Consider the following 19,521-nt stretch of genomic DNA (forward strand, 5'->3'; position numbering starts at 1 on the left):
GTCTTCTTTCAAAAATACGCCGGTTACGCGGAACTGCGTCGCGATTACGCGGCATCGAGCTTTTCGACGATGATATTGCCGTTGGTGTAGACGCAGATATCGCTGGCGATCTCCATCGCCCTGCGGGCGATTTCCTCGGCGCTCTTATCGGTATCCATCAGCGCGCGGGCCGCCGCGAAGGCGTAGTTGCCGCCCGAGCCGATGGCGATCGTGCCGTGTTCCGGCTCAAGCACATCGCCGTTACCGGTGATGGCGAGGGTAATGTTCTTGTCGGCCACCAGCATCATCGCTTCGAGATTGCGCAGATACTTGTTGGTGCGCCAGTCCTTGGCAAGCTCGACGGCGGCGCGCATCAACTGGTCCGGATACTGCTCGAGCTTGGATTCGAGCCGCTCCAGCAGCGTGAAGGCATCGGCCGTTGCACCGGCAAACCCGGCGATAACATCGCCCTTGCCGAGGCGGCGAACCTTGCGGGCATTGCCCTTCATCACGGTCTGGCCGAGGCTCACCTGGCCATCACCGGCCATCACCACTTGTCCGCCCTTGCGGACGGTAATAATCGTTGTCATGAAACCACCCTGCCCGGCTTGCGGGCTTTTCGAAGAGCCGTACATCGGCCCTGTTGAAACCTATGTAAGAGCGCTTTTGCCGATTGCAAATAGCCCACGCCGCGCTCCCATGCTCCGCCTCGATCCGGCACCATTTCGCGCTTGCGAGAATCATGGCGGCAGTTCTGGATATTTCGCCCACCGCCTGATAAGGAGCGGCTCTATTACATTCGGGAGAACCTGATGGCCGACAAGCAAGTGAGCCGCACCGGCAGCGTTTCGCGCAAGACCAACGAAACCTCGGTGACCGTGTCCGTCAATATCGATGGCACCGGAACGTCGCAGATTTCCACCGGCGTCGGCTTTTTCGACCATATGCTGGAGCAGCTTTCCCGTCATTCGCTGATCGACATGGATATCGTTGCCGAGGGCGACCGCCATGTCGACGACCACCACACCGTGGAAGACACCGGCATCGCCATCGGCCAGGCCCTTTCCAAGGCGCTTGGCGACCGCCGCGGCATCACCCGCTACGCTTCGCTCGATCTTGCCATGGACGAAACGATGACCCGTGCGGCCGTCGACGTCTCCGGCCGGCCGTTCCTCGTCTGGAACGTCGATTTCTCGGCGCCGAAGATCGGCACGTTCGATACCGAACTGGTGCGCGAATTCTTCCAGGCGCTGGCCCAGCACGGCGGCATCACGCTGCATGTGCAGAACATCTATGGCGCCAACAACCATCATATCTCCGAAACCTGCTTCAAGGCCGTTGCCCGCGTGCTTCGCACGGCAACAGAGATCGATCCGCGCCAGGCAGGCCGCGTTCCCTCGACCAAGGGTACGCTGGTCTGATCCGGCCCAGTTTGAAAGTTGGCTGATATGGCCTCCTATCTGGTTCTGACATCTCCCGGCGCACCGCGAACCGACGTGGACGCCCGGTTCATCGCCGACAAGTTTTCCTGGATTGCCTTCATCTTCCCGGCAATCTGGCTTCTGTTCCAGCGCCAATGGGTGGCAGGTATTGCTGTCGCCATCCTGCAGGGGCTGGTTGCCTTTGCGACCCCGGAGCCGAGCCTGGCCGGTTTCCTGATTGAGTTGGCCTTGCGCCTGCTGGTCGCGCTTGAAGGTCCGGCCTTTATTGCCCGCCGCCTGGAGGCTGCGGGCTGGACATTGCAATCGGTCATCACCGCCGATGACCTGCCGACCGCCGAAATGATCTACGACCACACAACGGCGGAAACCGCCGATGCCGCCGATACCTGGCAGCCGCCGGTCTTGCCGGCCGCTACGACGGTAGCCACCGGCGGCAATCGCGCTGCTGTCGGCCTTTTTGAGAATTATGGAGAACGCTGATGCGCGTTGCGATCATCGATTATGGATCCGGCAATCTGCGCTCGGCCACCAAAGCGTTCGAACGGGCTGCACGTGAAGCGGGCATCGACGCCACGATCGAGCTGACCGACAAGGCGGACCGGGTTGCCAGCGCCGACCGGATCGTTCTGCCCGGCGTTGGCGCCTATGCCGACTGCCGCCGCGGCCTTGATGCTGTCGACGGCATGCGCGAAGCACTGGCGCACGCCGTCGAGCAATCCGCCCGTCCGTTTCTCGGCATCTGCGTCGGCATGCAGCTGATGTCGGCGCGCGGCCTGGAAAAGACCACTACGCAGGGGCTTGGATGGATCAAGGGCGACGTCGTCGAAATCGTTCCCTCCGACCCATCACTGAAAATCCCGCAGATCGGCTGGAATACGCTGACACTCAGGAAGCCGCATGCGCTGTTTGACGGCATCACCACCGGCGAGGACGGATTGCACGCCTATTTCGTCCATTCCTACCATCTGGCCGTCGAAAACCCGGACGACCTGATCGCCACCACGGCCTATGGCGGCACGGTGACGGCGTTTGTTGCCCGGGACAACACGGCAGGCGCCCAGTTCCATCCGGAAAAGAGCCAGACGCTCGGCCTCGCCCTCATTTCGAATTTTCTGCGCTGGAAGCCCTGACATGATCCTTTTTCCCGCTATCGACCTTAAAGACGGCCAGTGCGTGCGCCTCAAGCTCGGCGACATGGAACAGGCGACCGTCTACAATCCCGACCCCGGCGCCCAGGCCAAGGCCTTCGAGGACCAGGGGTTCGAATGGCTCCACGTGGTCGATCTGAACGGCGCCTTTGCCGGTGAGACCGTCAACGGTGCTGCCGTCGATGCCATCCTGAAATCCACGAAGAACCCGGTGCAACTCGGTGGCGGCATTCGCACGCTCGACCATATCGAGAACTGGCTGTCGCGTGGCCTCGCGCGTGTCATTCTCGGCACCGTTGCCGTGCGCGATCCGGCGCTGGTGATCGAGGCCTGTAAAAAATTCCCCGGCAAGGTCGCCGTCGGTATCGATGCCAAGGGCGGCAAGGTGGCGGTCGAGGGTTGGGCAGAAGCCTCCGAACTCGGTGTCATCGAACTGGCGCAGAAATTCGAAGGGGCCGGTGTTTCAGCCATTATCTACACCGATATCGACCGTGACGGCATCCTGACAGGCATCAACTGGGAGTCGACGCTGGAACTGGCCGATGCCGTTTCCATCCCCGTCATCGCCTCGGGCGGCCTTGCCTCAATGGACGATATCCGCCGCATGGTTCAGCCGGATGCGGCAAAGCTCGAAGGCGCGATCTCCGGCCGGGCGCTCTATGATGGACGCATCGATCCGGCCGAAGCGCTGGCACTCATCCAGAGTGCGAAAGGAAAAGCGGCATGACCCTTAAAGCCCGTGTCATCCCCTGCCTCGACGTCAAGGACGGCCGTGTCGTCAAGGGTGTCAGCTTCCTTGACCTGATCGATGCCGGTGACCCCGTCGAATCGGCCAAGGCCTATGACGCTGCCGGTGCTGACGAACTCTGTTTCCTCGACATTACCGCCTCCTCCGATAATCGCGACACGATCTTCGATGTTGTGGCCCGCACCGCCGATCATTGCTTCATGCCACTGACCGTTGGTGGAGGGGTGCGCAGCGTCGCCGATATCCGCAAGCTTCTGCTGGCCGGAGCCGACAAAGTGTCGATCAACTCCGCTGCTGTCAGCAATCCGGATTTCGTCGCTGAAGCAGCCGACAAGTTCGGCAACCAATGCATCGTCGTCTCGATCGATTCCAAGAAAGTCTCGAAGCCTGGCGAGGAAGACCGCTGGGAGATCTTCACCCATGGTGGCCGCAATGCGACCGGCATCGACGCGGTGACGTTTGCGGAAAAGATGGTCAAGCTTGGCGCCGGTGAACTGCTTTTGACCTCGATGGACCGCGACGGCTCCAAGGCCGGTTACGATATCGCGCTAACCCGGACCATTGCTGACCGTGTGTCCGTGCCGGTCATCGCGTCCGGCGGCGTCGGCACGCTCGATCATATGGTCGAAGGCATTCGCGACGGCCATGCGACCGCGGTGCTGGCGGCGTCGATCTTCCATTTCGGCACCTATAGCATCGGCGAAACCAAGCGCTATATGGCAGAGCATGGCATTGCCATGCGGCTCGATTGAGCTTCAGGACAAAGACAGATGAGCAATTTCAGCCTTTCCGACCTTGAAGCGATCGTCGCCACGCGGGCAAAAGCGTCACCCGACGAATCCTGGACCGCCAAACTCGTTGCCCATGGGCAGGCGAAGGCCGCCAAGAAGCTTGGCGAGGAGGCCGTCGAAACCGTGATCGCGGCGATTTCCAATGACCGGACCAACCTGATCGCCGAAAGTGCCGATCTGGTCTATCATCTGATGGTCGTATTGAAAATTGCTGATATTCCGTTGCAGGATGTGATGGATGAACTCGAACGGCGCACCAGCCAGTCGGGCCTCCAGGAAAAGGCAAGCCGGTAGACGTCATGACCATCGCCGCAAAAGACATCGCGCCGGCCGATATTCCGGATCATTTCGACAACAAGGACTATTCGCCCTACCGGTTCTTTTCGGCTGAGGAATGGTCGCATTTCCGGGCAGACACGCCGCTGACCCTGTCGGCCGATGAAGTCCAGCGGCTGCGCTCGCTGAACGACCCGATCGATCTCAGCGAAGTCCGGCGCATCTACCTGTCGCTATCCCGTCTTCTGTCGACTCACGTGGAATCCTCGCAAAAGCTGTTTGCCCAGCGCCAGGCTTTCCTCAGCATGTCGAACGATGCCAAGACGCCGTTTGTGATCGGCATCGCCGGCTCCGTTGCCGTCGGCAAATCGACGACGGCGCGTATTCTGGCCGAGCTTCTGTCGCGCTGGCCATCGAGCCCGAAGGTCGATCTGGTGACGACGGACGGTTTTCTCTATCCCAACGCGACGCTGCTGCGGGAAAACATGATGGACCGCAAGGGCTTTCCGGAAAGCTACGATATCGGCGCGCTGCTGCGTTTCCTGTCGGCGATCAAGGCCGGGCAGCCGAATGTCCAGGCGCCAAGCTATTCCCATCTCAGCTATGACGTTCTGCCAGACCAGTTCCAGGTGGTGGACCGTCCCGACATCCTGATTTTTGAGGGCATCAATGTCCTGCAGTCACGCAATCTGCCCGCTGACGGCAAGATCGTGCCGATGGTGTCGGATTTCTTCGATTTCTCGATCTATATCGATGCGGAAGAGAGTCTGATCCACACCTGGTACGTCAACCGCTTCATGCGGCTGCGCCAGACCGCTTTCCGCAATCCGGATTCGTTCTTCAAGCGTTATGCGCAGGTGAGCGAAGAGGAAGCCCTGACGATCGCCGAGGGGCTTTGGCAGAACATCAACCTGAAGAACCTGCGCCAGAACATCCTGCCGACCCGGCCGCGTGCTGATCTTATTCTTCAAAAAGGCCCCAATCACCTGACCGAGACAGTGGCGTTGCGCAAACTCTGACGCTTACAGCGTGACGCGGCGGAGCGTCAGGTTGATGCGGCCGCCGTTTTTCAGCAATGTCGACGTGTTGGGGTAGATCTTGTCGACGCCGTGAAAGGCGAGACGCCCCTCGCCGCCCAACACGACGACATCGCCGCTCGACAGCTTGAACGACAGCGTTCCGCCGCTGCGCTCGGTGCCGCCGACGCGGAACAGGCAGCTGTCTCCCAGCGAAATCGACACGACCGGCGTTTCCAGATCCTTTTCGTCACGATCCTGATGCAGGCCCATGCGGGCATCATCGGCATAGAAATTGACGAGGCAGGCCTCCGGCTCCTTTGAGGTACCGGAAACCGCGCGCCAAATATCGAGTAGCACATCGGGCATTGCCGGCCATGGTTTGCCGGTGACCGGATGGTGCGGCTGATAGCGATAGCCGCGTTCCTTGTCCGTCACCCAGCCGAGCGAGCCGCAATTGGTCATGCGCACGGACATCGGCTTGCCGGTGCGGGGCATGGCCGGAACGAACAGCGGGGCTTCCGCCACGACGGTCCGGATGCTCTCGACCAGAGCTTCCTGTTTTTCCCGGTCGAGAAAATCCGGAATGTGCCGGACACCTTGGGGCAGCGCCTTCATCGGAAACCTATTCCAGCCCGAGCAAGGCAGCGGGAACGCCGTAACGCTGCTGCCAGTCGGCGTAACCGACGTCGGTCGGGCCGACCATATGGTCGATCAGGTTCCAGCGGCCGGCTTGAAAGCCCATCAACCCATAGACCGTCAGCCCGTCCATCATGTCGGTATCGCCGGCAAAACCGGTTTCCTCGGGATCGATCACGCCGCCGCCGGGGCGTTGTGGCTCGACCTGCACAAAGGCCCAGTTCGGCGTCACCCGGATGGTGGTGACCACGAATTCGACCGGGCCGCGCATCTCGGCCTCCACCGCCGGGCGCAGGGTATCCATAATGGCAGCCCGCTCCGCCGATCCCTTGGCGGGCTCGCGGAACGTCAAAGCCAGCGCAGGTCCGCTGAATATCGCTGCCGCAGCAGCCAGGAAAACCAGCAGAACCGCGCTGAGCCTTTTCATGAAGCTTAATCCAGCGCCGGAATACGCAGGACCTGGCCGGGATAGATCTTGTCCGGATGGGTCAGCATCGGCTTGTTGGCTTCGAAGATGACGGTATTCTTCACCCCCTTGCCCTTGCCGTACTGCGATTCGGCGATCTTCCAGAGGTTGTCGCCCTTCTTTACAGTGTAGAAGACCGGCTCCTTGGCCGCGACGGGCGCCGCAGCACCATCGGCGACCTTGAGCTCGGCGGCTTCCACCTTCGAGATGCCAAGCGTATTGCCAACGGCAACAACGGCCTTTTCAAAGGCGGACTGGTCCTTCACCACGCCGGTCAGCACGATCTTGTCGCCTTCGACCGCAACATCGACCTTATCGGTGCCGAGATCGTGGGAGGCCAGCTCCTTCTTCACCGCTTCGACATCCGGTGCGTCGTCATCGCCGCCGATGCCGAGCTTCTTGCCGGCATTCTTGATAAAGCTGAACAGACCCATGGCGCATCTCCTTTTGCGGGTTTCTTCAACCCTAACAGAGTGCAGTGATGGGAAAAAAACAAGGCCCGGATGAAAATTGCCGCGATCAATCGTTCTGCGGGCGGCCGCGCATCTTCTTGACTTCGCTCCGCCCGGTCTTTTCCTTCAGCCGCCGCTCGATCGAGCCCTTGGTCGGTTTGGTTTTCCGGCGCGGCGGCGGTGGCGGCTCGGCGGCCTTGAAAATCAGCTCCTTCAACCGTTCGCGCGCATCCTCGCGATTGCGCTCCTGGCTGCGGAAGCGGCTGGCCTCGATCATCAGCACGCCATCCTTGGAAACCTTGCGGCCCGCCAGTTTGATGGCGTTGTCGCGCACCCGCTCCGGCAAGGCCGGCGAAGCGGCGATGCCGTAGAACAGCTGAACTGCGGTCGAGACCTTGTTGACGTTCTGCCCACCAGGCCCCCCGGCCAGCACGAATTGCTCCGTCAGCTCCCAGCCGGCGATCACAATGCGGTCGTTGATGTAAAGCGGATCGCTGGCCATGTGGTTTTCATCCTTCCATCGCTCTATCTCACAGGAAACAGGCGTTGAAAACGCGCGAACCCACCGGCAACGCAAAAACCCGGCACTTTCGTGCCGGGTTTCACGTGAATCATCATCTGCAACCCTCTGTGAGGGTTGTTTTATTCCGCTGCGAGCTTCACGCCGGGAGCCGCGTCGCGGACGCTGCCGTCGACATGGTTTTCGAACTTGGCGAAGTTGGCAACGAACATATCAATCAGCTTGCGGGCCTGCGCGTCATAGGCAACGCCGTCACTCCAGGTGGAACGCGGATCAAGGATGCTGGTATCGACGCCCGGTACCGCAACCGGCACGGCAAAGCCGAAGTTGCTGTCGGTGCGGAATTCGGCCGAGGCCAGCGAACCATCAAGCGCTGCAGCGAGCAGCGCCCGCGTTGCCTTGATCGGCATGCGATGTCCCGTGCCATGGGCGCCACCAGTCCAGCCGGTGTTGACCAGCCAGCAATTGACACCATGTTCGGCGATCAAAGCCTTGAGCAGATTGCCGTATTCCGACGGATGACGCGGCATGAACGGCGCACCGAAGCAAGTGGAGAAGGTGGCTTCCGGCTCAGTCACGCCCTTTTCCGTACCAGCAACCTTTGCGGTGTAGCCGGACAGGAAGTGATACATGGCCTGGTCTGGCGTCAAACGGGCGATCGGCGGCATGACGCCGAAAGCATCGGCCGTCAGCATGATGATCGTGCCCGGATGCCCGGCTGTTCCCGACTTGCTGGCATTCGGGATGAAATCGAGCGGATAGGCGCAGCGGGTGTTTTCGGTCAGCGAACCATCGTTGAAGTCCGGCTTGCGGTTTTCATCGAGAATGACGTTTTCAAGCACTGTGCCGAAACGGCGGGTGGTCTCGAAGATTTCCGGTTCGGCTTCTGCCGACAGACGAATGGTCTTGGCGTAGCAGCCACCTTCGAAATTGAAGATGCCATCTTCGCCCCAGCCATGCTCGTCATCACCGATCAGCGTGCGCTTCGGATCGGCCGACAGCGTCGTCTTGCCCGTACCCGAAAGACCAAAGAATACGGCTGCGTCGCCGTCCGGACCGACATTGGCCGAGCAGTGCATCGGCATGACGCGCTTGGCCGGCAACAGGTAGTTGAGCATAGTGAAGACAGACTTCTTCATCTCACCGGCATAGGACGTGCCGCCGATCAGAATGATGCCCTTGGTGAAGTTGCAGGCAATCACGGTTTCGGTGCGGCAACCATGACGGGCAGGATTACCCTTGAAATCCGGCAGGTCGATGATCGTCAGCTTCGGCGCGAAGTTGGCGAGCGACGCCGTTTCCGGCCGGATCAGCAGGTTGCGGATGAACAGGGAGTGCCATGCAAATTCGGTGATGACGCGGGTCTGCAGGGCATTTTCCGCGTCGGCACCGCCGATCAGATCCTGCACATAGAGCGACTTGCCCTCGGCATGATCAAGCATGTCCTGGTGCAGGATGGCGAAATGCTCCGGCGACATTGCATTGTTGTTGTCCCACCAGATTTCGTCCGCGGTATTTTCGTCGCGAACGACGAACTTGTCCTTTGGCGAGCGGCCGGTGTGCTGGCCCGTCAGGGCGCGCACGGCCCCGTCTGCGGTCAGCTGCGCTTCGCTGCGGCGCAGGATTTCCTCGTAGAGTTCAGCGGTGCCAAAGTTGTACCGAACCGTGTCCAGGTTGTTGAAACCGATTGATTCCAGCCCAAGGGATGGGTTGCGAATGCCGAGCTCCTGCATGGTCCAGCTTTCCTCCGTGGTTTGCCGACAGAACGTTGAATGTTAGCGACCATAAAAGGACGGAGGCAAAAAGACAAGATTGCTGTCGTAAAAAATATAATGATTTCAGTATATTAATCGATTTAAAAGAAAATATCGCTTTTTTAATCGGTTGAATCGCGCGTTTTCAGACATCCTTTTTTTGCCGGAAACACCCTCTCGGCATCCGGCTCGTTGCTTTTGCATTTTACTTCGCCACAATTTGTTCCACCTTTATACTCATGAAACGCGTCTTGCCGCAGCAGAGCCCGGACAACCGGGCTGGCCTCGGAGGCGCAGCGAAATGGTGGAGCCCTATACGATGCAGACGATTGCACTTGTCGATGACGACCGGAATATCCTGACCTCGGTGTCGATTGCACTGGAGGCGGAAGGCTACAAGGTCGAAACCTATACCGACGGTGCCTCGGCGCTCGACGGTCTGCTTGCCCGGCCGCCGCAGCTCGCCATCTTCGATATCAAGATGCCGCGCATGGACGGCATGGAGCTTCTGCGCCGCCTGCGCCAGAAATCCGATATTCCGGTGATCTTCCTGACCTCCAAGGATGAGGAGATCGATGAGTTGTTCGGCCTGAAGATGGGCGCCGACGATTTCATCACCAAGCCATTCTCGCAGCGACTGCTGGTTGAACGCGTCAAGGCGATCCTGCGCCGCTCGGCCAACCGGGAAGCAGCGGCCGCCGCGAGCACTGGCAGCGGCGCGGCCAAGAGTGCAGCCGATATCCAGGCCCGCTCGCTGGAGCGCGGCCAGCTGTCGATGGACCAGGAGCGCCACACATGCACCTGGAAGAACGAACCCGTGACCCTGACGGTCACCGAGTTCCTGATCCTGCATTCGCTGGCGCAGCGCCCCGGCGTGGTGAAAAGCCGTGATTCCTTGATGGACGCTGCCTATGATGAGCAGGTCTATGTCGATGACCGCACCATCGACAGCCACATCAAGCGGCTGCGCAAGAAGTTCAAGATGGTCGACAACGACTTCGACATGATCGAAACGCTCTACGGCGTCGGTTACCGCTTCCGCGAATCCGCCTGAAGCCCAGCCTTGTCTCCTGACCACGCCGGGCATCTACCCTGATGTGCATGTCTGGCGTGGCCAAGGACGGAGCTGTATGATACGGCTCCGCGCCAACGTGAGATACAAGAGCGTAATCTCCATTCCGCCCCCGGGCGGACGGCAGTAACCTGCCATTGACATACAGGGGCCGCGAAAGCGGGAGTTGAAGGCTTGGTCGAAGTCTTGCGAAACATCGATATGGATGACAGCGAAACACGGGCGGCAGCGGGCCGCAAGTGGGCGCATCCCTTCACGCTGATTCGCCGCATCTTCGGCAACGCCGTCTTTTCCAGCCTGACGCGCCGCATCCTGTTCTTCAATCTCGTCGCACTGGTCGTGCTTGTCGGCGGCATCATGTACCTGAACCAGTTCCGCGAGGGGCTGATCGATGCACGCGTCGAAAGTCTTTTGACACAAGGAGAAATCATCGCCGGCGCCATTGCGGCGTCTGCTTCCGTCGATACCAACTCGATCACCATCGATCCTGAAAAACTCCTGGAACTGCAGGCCGGCCAAAGCATCACGCCGCTGCCCAGCGACGAGGATCTCGAATTCCCGATCAATCAGGAACGTGTGGCACCGGTGCTGCGGCGGCTGATCTCGCCGACCCGCACCCGCGCCCGTCTGTTCGATGCCGACGCCGACCTGCTGCTGGATTCCCGCCATCTCTATACCGGTGGCCAGGTGCTGCGTTTCGACCTGCCACCGATCGAGCCGGAAGCCGCGACATGGTCCGAACGGTTCAACTCCTGGTTCAACCGCGTGCTGCAACCGGGTAATCTGCCGCTTTACAAGGAACCTCCGGGCGGGAACGGCGCGATCTATCCCGAAGTCATGAATGCGTTGACCGGTGTTCGTGGCGCTGTTGTGCGCGTCACCGAAAAGGGCGAGTTGATCGTCTCTGTTGCCGTGCCTGTTCAGCGCTTCCGTGCGGTTCTCGGTGTATTGCTTTTGTCAACGCAGGCCGGTGATATCGACAAGATCGTTCACGCCGAGCGGCTGGCGATCATTCGCGTCTTCGGCGTCGCCGCCCTCGTCAACGTCATCCTGTCGCTGCTCTTGTCGAGCACCATTGCCAACCCCTTGCGCCGGCTGTCGGCAGCTGCCATCCGCGTGCGGCGCGGCGGCGCCAAGGAGCGTGAGGAAATCCCGGATTTCTCCTCCCGCCAGGACGAAATCGGCAACCTGTCGGTTGCGCTGCGCGAAATGACGACGGCGCTCTACGATCGTATCGCCGCGATCGAGAACTTTGCCGCCGATGTCAGCCACGAACTGAAGAACCCGCTGACTTCGCTACGCAGCGCCGTCGAGACGCTGCCGCTCGCCCGCACCGACGATTCCAAGAAGCGGCTGATGGACGTCATCCAGCACGACGTGCGCCGCCTCGACCGGCTGATCAGCGATATTTCCGATGCCTCGAGGCTCGATGCCGAGCTTGCCCGCAGCGACGCAAAAGCCGTTGATCTGGAAAAGCTGCTCGGTGGCCTTGTCGATATCTCCCGGCAGATCCGCAGCGGCAAGAAGGCCGTCGAACTAAGCTTCGTCGTCGAGCGCAAGGACAATCCGAAGGCGCGCTTCGATGTGGGCGGCTACGAGTTGCGCATTGGGCAGATCATCACCAACCTGATCGAGAATGCCCGGTCATTCGTTCCGGACCAGGGTGGACGCATCGTCCTGCGCCTGACCCGGACCCGCAGCCGTTGCATCATCTATGTCGAGGATAACGGCCCGGGCATCCAGGCCGAAGACATCGACCGGATTTTCGAACGCTTCTACACGGACCGTCCCGACGGCGAGGATTTTGGCCAGAATTCGGGCCTTGGTCTTTCCATCTCCCGCCAGATCGCCGAAGCCCATGGCGGCTCGCTGAAGGCCGAGAACATGATGGATGCGAGCGGCAAGATTACCGGCGCCCGTTTCATTCTTTCGCTTCCGATCGAAAGTCACGCATGACCCACCCGGCGGTCAATGTTCACGCGACCGCCGTGGTGCTTGGAACCCAGGGTTTTTTGTTTGTTGGCCCGTCCGGCGCAGGCAAGTCAATGCTGGCGCTCTCTTGCCTGTCGGCGGCAAGGAATTGCGGGCTGTTTGCGGCGCTCGTCTCGGATGATCAGGTGCTGATCTCAGTGCATGACGGGCACATTATCGCCCGCCGGCCCGCCGCGATTGCAGGCCTTGCCGAAGTCCGCGGTGCAGGGATCTTTGCCGTCGAGACGATACCGGCCGCCGCAATCGATTTTGCCATTCTGCCGGTCAAATCGCCGTTTGAGCCGCGTTTACCCCCGGAAAACGAGAGGTTTTCTTTGCCGTCCGGTGATTTTTTACCCTTGTACCGCCTTCCCATGGCCGAAGGCTTGAATTCCTTTGAAATTCTGCGGCTTATTTTACCTCAAAATGCCAATTTTCAAGGACTTTGATGCCTTTTAAAGCAGCATTTGCGGATTTTTAACTTGCCATTCGGCTTTTCCTTGCCAAGATGGCCGCCCTAAGGTGGACGAAATTGCTGCATTGCGATATCTGACCCTCCTTATAGATTTGCAGATGCAGTTGGAGCGAAGACACCATGATCGGACTTGTGCTTGTCACACACGGCAAGCTGGCTGAAGAGTTTCGTCATGCGCTGGAGCATGTCGTTGGTCCGCAAAAGTCAATCGAGACTGTCTGCATCGGCCCCGAGGATGACATGGATCAGCGCCGGCAGGATATCCTGCACGCTGTTCTTGCTGCCGATGAAGGCAATGGCGTTATTATCCTTACAGACATGTTTGGCGGCACGCCGTCCAACCTGGCAATCTCGGTCATGCAGAGTGGCACCGTTGAAGTGATTGCCGGTGTCAACCTTCCCATGCTGATCAAACTGGCCGGAGTCCGAGGCGAGAGCGATATGGACAAGGCACTCGTCGAAGCGTCCGAAGCAGGCAGGAAATACATCAATGTCGCAAGCCGTGTCCTCAGTGGAAAATAACGGGACTCCGGTCATGACCCTCTCCCGCGACCTCCTGATCGTCAATAAGCGCGGACTGCATGCCCGCGCGTCTGCCAAGTTCGTACAGACGGTCGAAGGCTACGATGCCGAAATCCACGTCTCGAAGGACGGTATGACTGTCGGCGGCACTTCGATCATGGGCCTGATGATGCTGGCTGCCAGCACCGGCTGTTCGGTTTCCGTCACCTCCAGCGGCCGTCAGGCACAGGAGGCTCTCGATGCTCTCGACGCACTGGTTGCCGACAAGTTCGGCGAAGAAATCTAGGCTCGGGCGGAAACACATAAAGACATAAAGACTTCTTTATGTCCTGTTGCTCCTGTTCACTTTTCCTGATAATTGAGGAACAAACCTCCTGCAGACTGCGGGAAGTGCCGAATTATAGTGCGCCCTGCCCGGCCCTGCCAAAACGTCAGGACTTCGTGCATGGCACCAGCCCGGAGACTCTCATGAGCACGAAAAACGACTATGTTGTTGCGGATATCGGCCTTGCCGATTTCGGCCGCAAGGAAATCATCATTGCCGAAACGGAAATGCCGGGCCTGATGGCCTGCCGCGAGGAATTCGGCGCGTCCAAGCCGCTGAAGGGCGCCCGCATCACCGGTTCGCTGCACATGACCATCCAGACGGCTGTCCTGATCGAGACGCTGGTCGCGCTCGGTGCGGAAGTTCGCTGGGCCTCCTGCAACATCTTCTCGACGCAGGACCATGCTGCCGCCGCGATCGCGGCATCTGGCGTCCCGGTCTTCGCCATCAAGGGTGAAAGCCTGGAAGACTACTGGACCTACACGGACCAGATCTTCCAGTGGGCCGACGGCGGCGTTTCCAACATGATCCTCGATGACGGCGGCGACGCCACCATGTACATCCTGCTCGGTGCCCGCGCCGAAGCCGGTGAGGACGTTCTCTCGAAGCCGGAGTCGGAAGAAGAAGAAATCCTCGTTGCCCAGATCAAGAAGCGCCTGGCCGCTTCGCCGGGCTGGTTTACCAAACAGCGCGATGCCATCCAGGGCGTGACCGAAGAAACCACAACGGGCGTCAACCGTCTCTACCAGCTGCATGCCAAGGGCCTGCTGCCCTTCCCCGCGATCAACGTTAACGATTCGGTTACCAAGTCGAAGTTCGACAACAAGTATGGCTGCAAGGAATCGCTGGTCGACGGCATCCGCCGCGGCACCGACGTCATGATGGCCGGCAAGGTTGCAGTCGTTTGCGGTTACGGCGACGTCGGCAAGGGCTCTGCTGCTTCGCTGCTTGGCGCTGGCGCCCGCGTCAAGGTCACGGAAGTTGACCCGATCTGCGCCCTGCAGGCCGCCATGGACGGTTTTGAAGTCGTTCAGTTGGAAGACGTTGTGTCTTCGGCCGATATCTTCATCACGACGACCGGCAACAAGGACGTCATCCGCATGGACCACATGCGCGAGATGAAGGACATGGCGATCGTTGGAAACATTGGCCATTTCGACAACGAAATCCAGGTTTCCGCACTGCGCAACCTGAAATGGACCAACATCAAGCCGCAGGTTGACCTCATCGAGTTCCCCAAGGGCAACCGCATGATCCTTCTGTCGGAAGGCCGCCTGCTCAACCTCGGTAATGCCACCGGCCACCCGTCCTTCGTCATGTCGGCTTCGTTCACCAACCAGACGCTGGCCCAGATCGAACTGTTCACCAAGGGTGATCAGTACGAAAAGGGCGTTCATATCCTGCCGAAGCACCTCGACGAGAAGGTCGCACGCCTTCACCTCGCCAAGCTCGGCGCCAAGCTGACCGAGCTTTCGGAAGAACAGGCCGGCTATATCGGTGTTAAGCCGCAAGGCCCGTTCAAGGCTGAACACTACCGCTACTAGTCCTTACCCGGATAATCCACAACATATAGAGGCCGCGATCTTGACAAAAGATCGTGGCCTCTTTTTTTGCCCTGCCCTTCCCGAGGATTCCCCGAAGGCGTATGTTTTTGGCACAATGATTCGTGACGAAGATGCGGAACAGACGCGTCGCGAATGGGATGTCTTGTCGTTGAGGCGGCAAACAGACGAAGACATGCCGGACTGCAATCGGATTTGAACGAGGCCTGCCCTGGCGGGATTTCGATTTGGTACTGCGTGGCGATTTGCACCCAGGCGAATGAGCTTTGAACGTTACCTGGCCGAAAGGCCGGGGCACGCTTCAAGGTATTGAATACACAGATGATCACGTGATTCGGGTTTTCCGGCACATTGGTCATATGTGGTGCAAACGGGGAAGCACGCCATGGAAACAGGTCCTTTGAAACGCGTCGGCAGCCGGATTCCGTCCCTGTTGCGCCGGTTCATGGCAAGCTCGACGCTCGTCGCTTTTGCTTGCCCTGCTTTTGCGGCGGCTGAGGGCGTCGCAACAGCCAACCTCTTCGGTTCGTCCGAAGTCGTCACCTTTTCCGTGCTGATCGGCATCGTTTCTGCGGCAATGCTCTCCGCTATCTGGCTGATCCGCCAGCGCGGCAATATGGAAATCGACAACCGGGAACTGAACACGGCGCTGGCCGATGCCAACCATCGGATTTCGCGATTCCAGGCGCTGATCGCCGACAAGAACCGGCGCATTGTCGTCTGGGAAGGCCAGTCGAACAAACCCGAATTTCTCGGCCAGCTACCGGCCGAAACCGGCGCACCCCAGGATGACCGTGACTTCCTCGCTTTCGGCCGCTGGATGAAATCGCAATCGGCATCCGAGCTGGAAAGAGCCATCGAACTGCTGCGCTCCAATGCCGAGAGCTTCGACCTCATCGTCGAAACCAGCCGGAGCGAAATCATAGAAACCCAGGGCCGCGTTTCCGGCGGCCGTGCCTTCGTCCGGTTCGTGGCGCTGAACAATCTGCGAGCCGAGCTTGCGGAAGTGAAAATGGAACGCGACCGCCTGCACGGCTCGCTTTCTAACCTGCACACGCTGCTCGATGCGATCGATCTGCCTGTCTGGCAGCGTGGGCCGGACGGCGCCCTTCTGTGGGTGAACGACGCCTATGCCGAAGCCGTTGAAGCCGCCGATCCGTCCGCTGCAGTCAAGGAGAGCCGTGAGCTTCTGGCAACTGTAGCCCGTGAGAAAATCCGCGTCATCAGCACTTATGATTCGCCCTATCGCGACAAGGTCTCCACCGTCGTGCGTGGAAACCGGACGTTCTTCGACGTGGTTGACGCCAAGAGCACCAGCGGTTCTGCCGGCATGGCGATCAACGTCTCCGATGTCGAGGCCGTTCGCGAGGAGCTCAACCGCACCCTGAAGAGCCACGCCGAAACGCTCGATCATCTTGCAACGCCCGTCGCGATCTTCGATGGCAGTCAGCAGTTGCAGTTCTACAACCAGGCTTTCCAGCGCCTGTGGGACCTCGACATGGGCTTCCTTGAGCGCAAGCCCGGCAATGGCGAAATCCTCGACCGGCTGCGCGCCGCCGGCAAACTGCCCGAACAGTTGAACTGGAAGCAATGGAAGGATGGGGCGCTCGCTGTCTATCAGGCGATCGAGACGCAATCCGACCTCTGGCATCTGCCCAACGGCCAGACCCTGCGTGTGTTCGCCACCGCCCGCCCGCAAGGCGGCGCAACCTGGGTGTTTGAGAACCTGACCGAGAAAGTCGATCTGGAAACCCGCTACAACACGCTGGTCCAGGTCCAGGGCGAGACCATCGACCATCTGTCCGAAGGCGTCGCCGTGTTCGGCCCCGACGGCCGCATCAAGCTATCCAATCCGGCCTTCCGCGCACTTTGGGGCGTCACCGAGCTCGAGGCAAAGCCAGGGACGCATATCCGCTCCATCGAGCAGGCCTGTGCGCCGTCCTACGACCAGCCGGATGGCTGGAAGCAGTTTTCGCATCTTATCACCAGCTTCGACGACGAACGCCCGTCCTGCCAGGGTATTCTCGAATTGCGCACCGGCCTGATCCTCGATTTCGCCGTCATCCCGCTACCCAACGCCCAGACGATGCTGACCTTCGTCAACATCACCGACAGCGCAAGGGTCGAGCGCGCACTGACCGAAAAGAACGATGCGCTGCGGATGGCGGACCATCTGAAAAACGATTTTGTCCAGCACGTATCCTATGAACTGCGCTCACCGCTGACCAATATCATCGGCTTTGCCGACCTCCTGAAAACGCCCACCTTCGGATCGCTGACGGAACGGCAGGCGGAATATGTCGATCACATTTCCACCTCGTCCTCACTGCTTCTGACGATCGTCAATGATATTCTCGATCTGGCAACCGTCGATGCGGGCATCGTCGAGCTTGACCTCTCGGAAATCAACCTGACCGACTTCCTCGATGAAGTGTCGCTGCAGATGGCCGACAGGCTGCAGGAAAGCGCCGTCACCCTGCAGATCGATACGCCGGATATGCTGGGTCTGTTCGTCGCCGATCATCAACGTCTGAAGCAGATCCTCATCAAGCTTTTGACCAACGCCGCCAATTTTGCCCCTGACGGCAGCACCGTCAGCCTGAAGTGCCGCCGCGAGGGCAGCGATTTTGTGTTCAGCGTCACCGACAGCGGCGCCGGCATTCCGCAGGATGTGCTCGACACCGTATTCAAGCGGTTCGAAAGCCATGGCCAGCATGGTGGCGCCGGCCTTGGACTGTCAATCGTCGAAAGTTTCGTCAGCCTGCATCACGGAACTGTATCAATCCGAAGCCGCGAAGGCGAAGGAACGGAAGTGACCTGCCGCATCCCATCCGGCGAACTGCCACAGATCGCCGCGGCGGAATAATGCAGGTGATCGAGCTCACCCTCAAGGACGAGGCGGCGACCATCGAGCTCGGCGAAGACCTTGCGCTGGCCTTGAAGGCCGGCGACTGTCTCGCCCTGTCGGGCGATCTGGGTGCGGGCAAATCGACACTGGCACGCGCCTTCCTGCGCGCCATGGCCGACGACGAGATGCTGGAGGTTCCAAGTCCGACCTTCACGCTGGTCCAAAGCTACGACCTTCGTATTCCGGTTTCGCATTTCGATCTCTACCGGCTGGCCGACGTTTCGGAACTCGACGAGCTAGGTTTCGACGAGGCCCTGTCCGAGGGTATCTGCCTGGTGGAATGGCCGGAAAATGCCCTGGCAGCGCTGCCGAAGTCACGGCTGACCGCCACGTTTTCTCATCTTGGTGACGGACGCACCGTCACGATCACCGGCGAAGCTTCCGCCCTTGCGCGGATTGAACGCAGCCTTGCCATCCGCGCTTTTCTCAAACAGCAGGGTCTTGGCGATGCCAAGCGCCGGCATCTGAGCGGCGACGCTTCCGCACGTGCCTATGAACGCATTCTCATGCCCGGCGAACCCGCCCGCATCCTGATGGACTCGGCCCGTCACAAGCCCGGCCCCATCCTTCAGGACGGCAAATATTATCAGCAGCTCGCCCATATCGCCGAAGATGTCATCCCCTTCGTCGCCGTCGCCCACGATATTCGGACTAAGGGCTTTTGCGCACCGGATATCTATGAGGCCGATCTCGATGCCGGCATCCTGCTGATCGAAGACCTCGGCAGTGAGGGTATTCTCGACGCAGAGGGACAACCGATTGCCGAGCGTTATCTGGAAAGCGCCCGCGTGCTGGCGCATCTGCATGCGCAGCCCGTGACACGGGATATTTCCCTCGGCGCCGTCACCCACCACATCCCCGATTTCGACCGCACGGCGATGAAGATCGAAACCAGTCTGCTGCTCGACTGGTACCTGCCCTGGAAGCGCGGCGAAAAAGCTTCCGATGCCGAGCGTCATGGTTATTTCGCGGTCTGGGACCAACTGATCGATCTGTTGGGTTCGTCAGAACAGAAACTGCTGCTGCGGGACTTCCATTCGCCGAACATCATCTGGCGCGGTGATCACGCAGGTTTTGAGCGGATCGGCATCATCGATTTCCAGGATTCGATGATCGGCCCGACCGCCTATGACGTCGCCTCGATCTCGCAGGATGCCCGCGTCACGATCGAGCCAGAGCTGCGCGATGCGATGCTGTCGCTCTATTGCTCCGAACGCCACGCTCTTGGCTCCTTCGATGAAGCGACATTCCGGCGCGACTGGCATCTGATGTCAGCGCAGCGTAATTGCAAGCTCGTGGGCATCTGGGTGCGGCTGATGCAGCGTGACGGCAAGCCTCTCTACATGAAGCACATGCCGCGGACATTTTCCTATCTCGAAGTGGCGCTGCAACACGAAGCGCTCGCACCCTTGCGCGATTGGTGCATAAAGGCTGGAATCCTTTAAGCCGAATCAA

21 protein-coding genes are annotated in these 19,521 nt (G+C 59.9%); 15 read left to right on the forward strand and 6 right to left on the reverse strand.

Translation table 11 applies throughout. From position 1 onward, the window contains the following. Positions 1-44 precede the first annotated feature (44 nt). Entirely contained in the window at positions 45-569 is a 525-nt protein-coding gene (gene hslV / locus ASC96_RS07695; RefSeq protein WP_060502826.1) for an ATP-dependent protease subunit HslV, read from the reverse strand. Positions 570-791: 222 nt separating this feature from the next. On the opposite strand from hslV, the gene hisB reads away from it, so the two are divergent. The 7 genes from hisB to coaA are packed head-to-tail and all read left to right on the forward strand — an operon-like array spanning position 792 to position 5,403. Then, positions 792-1,400: an imidazoleglycerol-phosphate dehydratase HisB gene (gene hisB / locus ASC96_RS07700; RefSeq protein ID WP_060502464.1), complete on the forward strand. Its 609-nt coding sequence runs from the start codon at positions 792-794 to the stop codon at positions 1,398-1,400. Between the two features lie 27 nt (positions 1,401-1,427). Continuing rightward, positions 1,428-1,901, forward strand: a complete 474-nt coding sequence (locus ASC96_RS07705) for a DUF2628 domain-containing protein (RefSeq protein ID WP_060502465.1) — start codon at positions 1,428-1,430, stop codon at positions 1,899-1,901. Next, a complete protein-coding gene (hisH, locus tag ASC96_RS07710) occupies positions 1,901-2,551 on the forward strand; it encodes an imidazole glycerol phosphate synthase subunit HisH (RefSeq protein WP_060502466.1) in 651 nt (216 codons plus the stop codon). Before ASC96_RS07705 ends, hisH begins: the two co-directional genes overlap by 1 nt. A 1-nt stretch (position 2,552) precedes the next feature. Further along, a complete protein-coding gene (gene hisA, locus ASC96_RS07715; protein ID WP_060502467.1) occupies positions 2,553-3,296 on the forward strand; it encodes a 1-(5-phosphoribosyl)-5-[(5-phosphoribosylamino)methylideneamino]imidazole-4-carboxamide isomerase in 744 nt (247 codons plus the stop codon). After that, the gene (hisF, locus tag ASC96_RS07720) at positions 3,293-4,069 is read left to right on the forward strand and encodes an imidazole glycerol phosphate synthase subunit HisF (RefSeq protein WP_060502468.1); all 777 of its coding nucleotides are present in this window, start codon (positions 3,293-3,295) and stop codon (positions 4,067-4,069) included. The genes hisA and hisF overlap by 4 nt, the downstream gene beginning before the upstream one ends. Positions 4,070-4,087: 18 nt before the next feature. Beyond that, on the forward strand, positions 4,088-4,402 hold the full coding sequence (locus ASC96_RS07725; RefSeq protein WP_037096695.1) for a phosphoribosyl-ATP diphosphatase: 315 nt from the start codon (positions 4,088-4,090) through the stop codon (positions 4,400-4,402). Between the two features lie 5 nt (positions 4,403-4,407). Then, the gene (coaA, locus tag ASC96_RS07730) at positions 4,408-5,403 is read left to right on the forward strand and encodes a type I pantothenate kinase (RefSeq protein ID WP_060502469.1); all 996 of its coding nucleotides are present in this window, start codon (positions 4,408-4,410) and stop codon (positions 5,401-5,403) included. A 3-nt stretch (positions 5,404-5,406) separates the two neighbouring features. Here coaA and ASC96_RS07735 read toward each other — a convergent pair whose 3' ends face one another. The 5 genes from ASC96_RS07735 to ASC96_RS07755 form a co-directional block, all read right to left on the reverse strand. Further along, positions 5,407-6,018: an alpha-ketoglutarate-dependent dioxygenase AlkB gene (locus ASC96_RS07735; RefSeq protein WP_060502470.1), complete on the reverse strand. Its 612-nt coding sequence runs from the start codon at positions 6,016-6,018 to the stop codon at positions 5,407-5,409. A gap of 7 nt (positions 6,019-6,025) precedes the next feature. After that, positions 6,026-6,466 carry a hypothetical protein gene (locus ASC96_RS07740; RefSeq protein ID WP_060502471.1) on the reverse strand — a complete coding sequence of 147 codons (441 nt, stop codon included), beginning with the start codon at positions 6,464-6,466 and terminating at the stop codon, positions 6,026-6,028. Positions 6,467-6,471: 5 nt separating this feature from the next. Further along, on the reverse strand, positions 6,472-6,939 hold the full coding sequence (lysM, locus tag ASC96_RS07745; RefSeq protein WP_060502472.1) for a peptidoglycan-binding protein LysM: 468 nt from the start codon (positions 6,937-6,939) through the stop codon (positions 6,472-6,474). 85 nt (positions 6,940-7,024) lie between these two features. Continuing rightward, on the reverse strand, positions 7,025-7,459 hold the full coding sequence (gene arfB / locus ASC96_RS07750; RefSeq protein WP_060502473.1) for an alternative ribosome rescue aminoacyl-tRNA hydrolase ArfB: 435 nt from the start codon (positions 7,457-7,459) through the stop codon (positions 7,025-7,027). Between the two features lie 140 nt (positions 7,460-7,599). Further along, complete coding sequence (locus tag ASC96_RS07755) at positions 7,600-9,210, reverse strand: phosphoenolpyruvate carboxykinase (protein ID WP_060502474.1); 1,611 nt, start codon at positions 9,208-9,210, stop codon at positions 7,600-7,602. Positions 9,211-9,550: 340 nt separating this feature from the next. Here ASC96_RS07755 and ASC96_RS07760 point away from each other — a divergent pair, with 340 nt between their 5' ends. From ASC96_RS07760 to tsaE, 8 genes are all read left to right on the forward strand, one after another. Next, the gene (locus tag ASC96_RS07760) at positions 9,551-10,285 is read left to right on the forward strand and encodes a response regulator transcription factor (protein WP_037097523.1); all 735 of its coding nucleotides are present in this window, start codon (positions 9,551-9,553) and stop codon (positions 10,283-10,285) included. 219 nt (positions 10,286-10,504) lie between these two features. Further along, a complete protein-coding gene (locus ASC96_RS07765) occupies positions 10,505-12,259 on the forward strand; it encodes a sensor histidine kinase (RefSeq protein WP_244481962.1) in 1,755 nt (584 codons plus the stop codon). Further along, on the forward strand, positions 12,256-12,723 hold the full coding sequence (locus tag ASC96_RS07770) for a serine kinase (RefSeq protein ID WP_060502476.1): 468 nt from the start codon (positions 12,256-12,258) through the stop codon (positions 12,721-12,723). The genes ASC96_RS07765 and ASC96_RS07770 overlap by 4 nt, the downstream gene beginning before the upstream one ends. 146 nt (positions 12,724-12,869) lie before the next feature. Continuing rightward, entirely contained in the window at positions 12,870-13,271 is a 402-nt protein-coding gene (locus ASC96_RS07775) for a PTS sugar transporter subunit IIA (protein WP_037096714.1), read from the forward strand. A 13-nt stretch (positions 13,272-13,284) separates the two neighbouring features. Beyond that, on the forward strand, positions 13,285-13,557 hold the full coding sequence (locus ASC96_RS07780) for an HPr family phosphocarrier protein (RefSeq protein ID WP_037096716.1): 273 nt from the start codon (positions 13,285-13,287) through the stop codon (positions 13,555-13,557). A gap of 182 nt (positions 13,558-13,739) precedes the next feature. Then, complete coding sequence (ahcY, locus tag ASC96_RS07785; RefSeq protein ID WP_060502477.1) at positions 13,740-15,140, forward strand: adenosylhomocysteinase; 1,401 nt, start codon at positions 13,740-13,742, stop codon at positions 15,138-15,140. Positions 15,141-15,543: 403 nt separating this feature from the next. Further along, entirely contained in the window at positions 15,544-18,024 is a 2,481-nt protein-coding gene (locus ASC96_RS07790; protein WP_060502478.1) for a PAS domain-containing sensor histidine kinase, read from the forward strand. Continuing rightward, positions 18,024-19,511 (forward strand): tRNA (adenosine(37)-N6)-threonylcarbamoyltransferase complex ATPase subunit type 1 TsaE, encoded by a 1,488-nt coding sequence (gene tsaE / locus ASC96_RS07795; RefSeq protein ID WP_060502479.1) that lies wholly within the window; start codon positions 18,024-18,026, stop codon positions 19,509-19,511. Before ASC96_RS07790 ends, tsaE begins: the two co-directional genes overlap by 1 nt. The last annotated feature ends 10 nt before the right edge of the window (positions 19,512-19,521 follow it).

Origin of the sequence: Rhizobium sp. Root1204 (assembly GCF_001424965.1) — a bacterium.
GTDB lineage: Bacteria > Pseudomonadota > Alphaproteobacteria > Rhizobiales > Rhizobiaceae > Pararhizobium.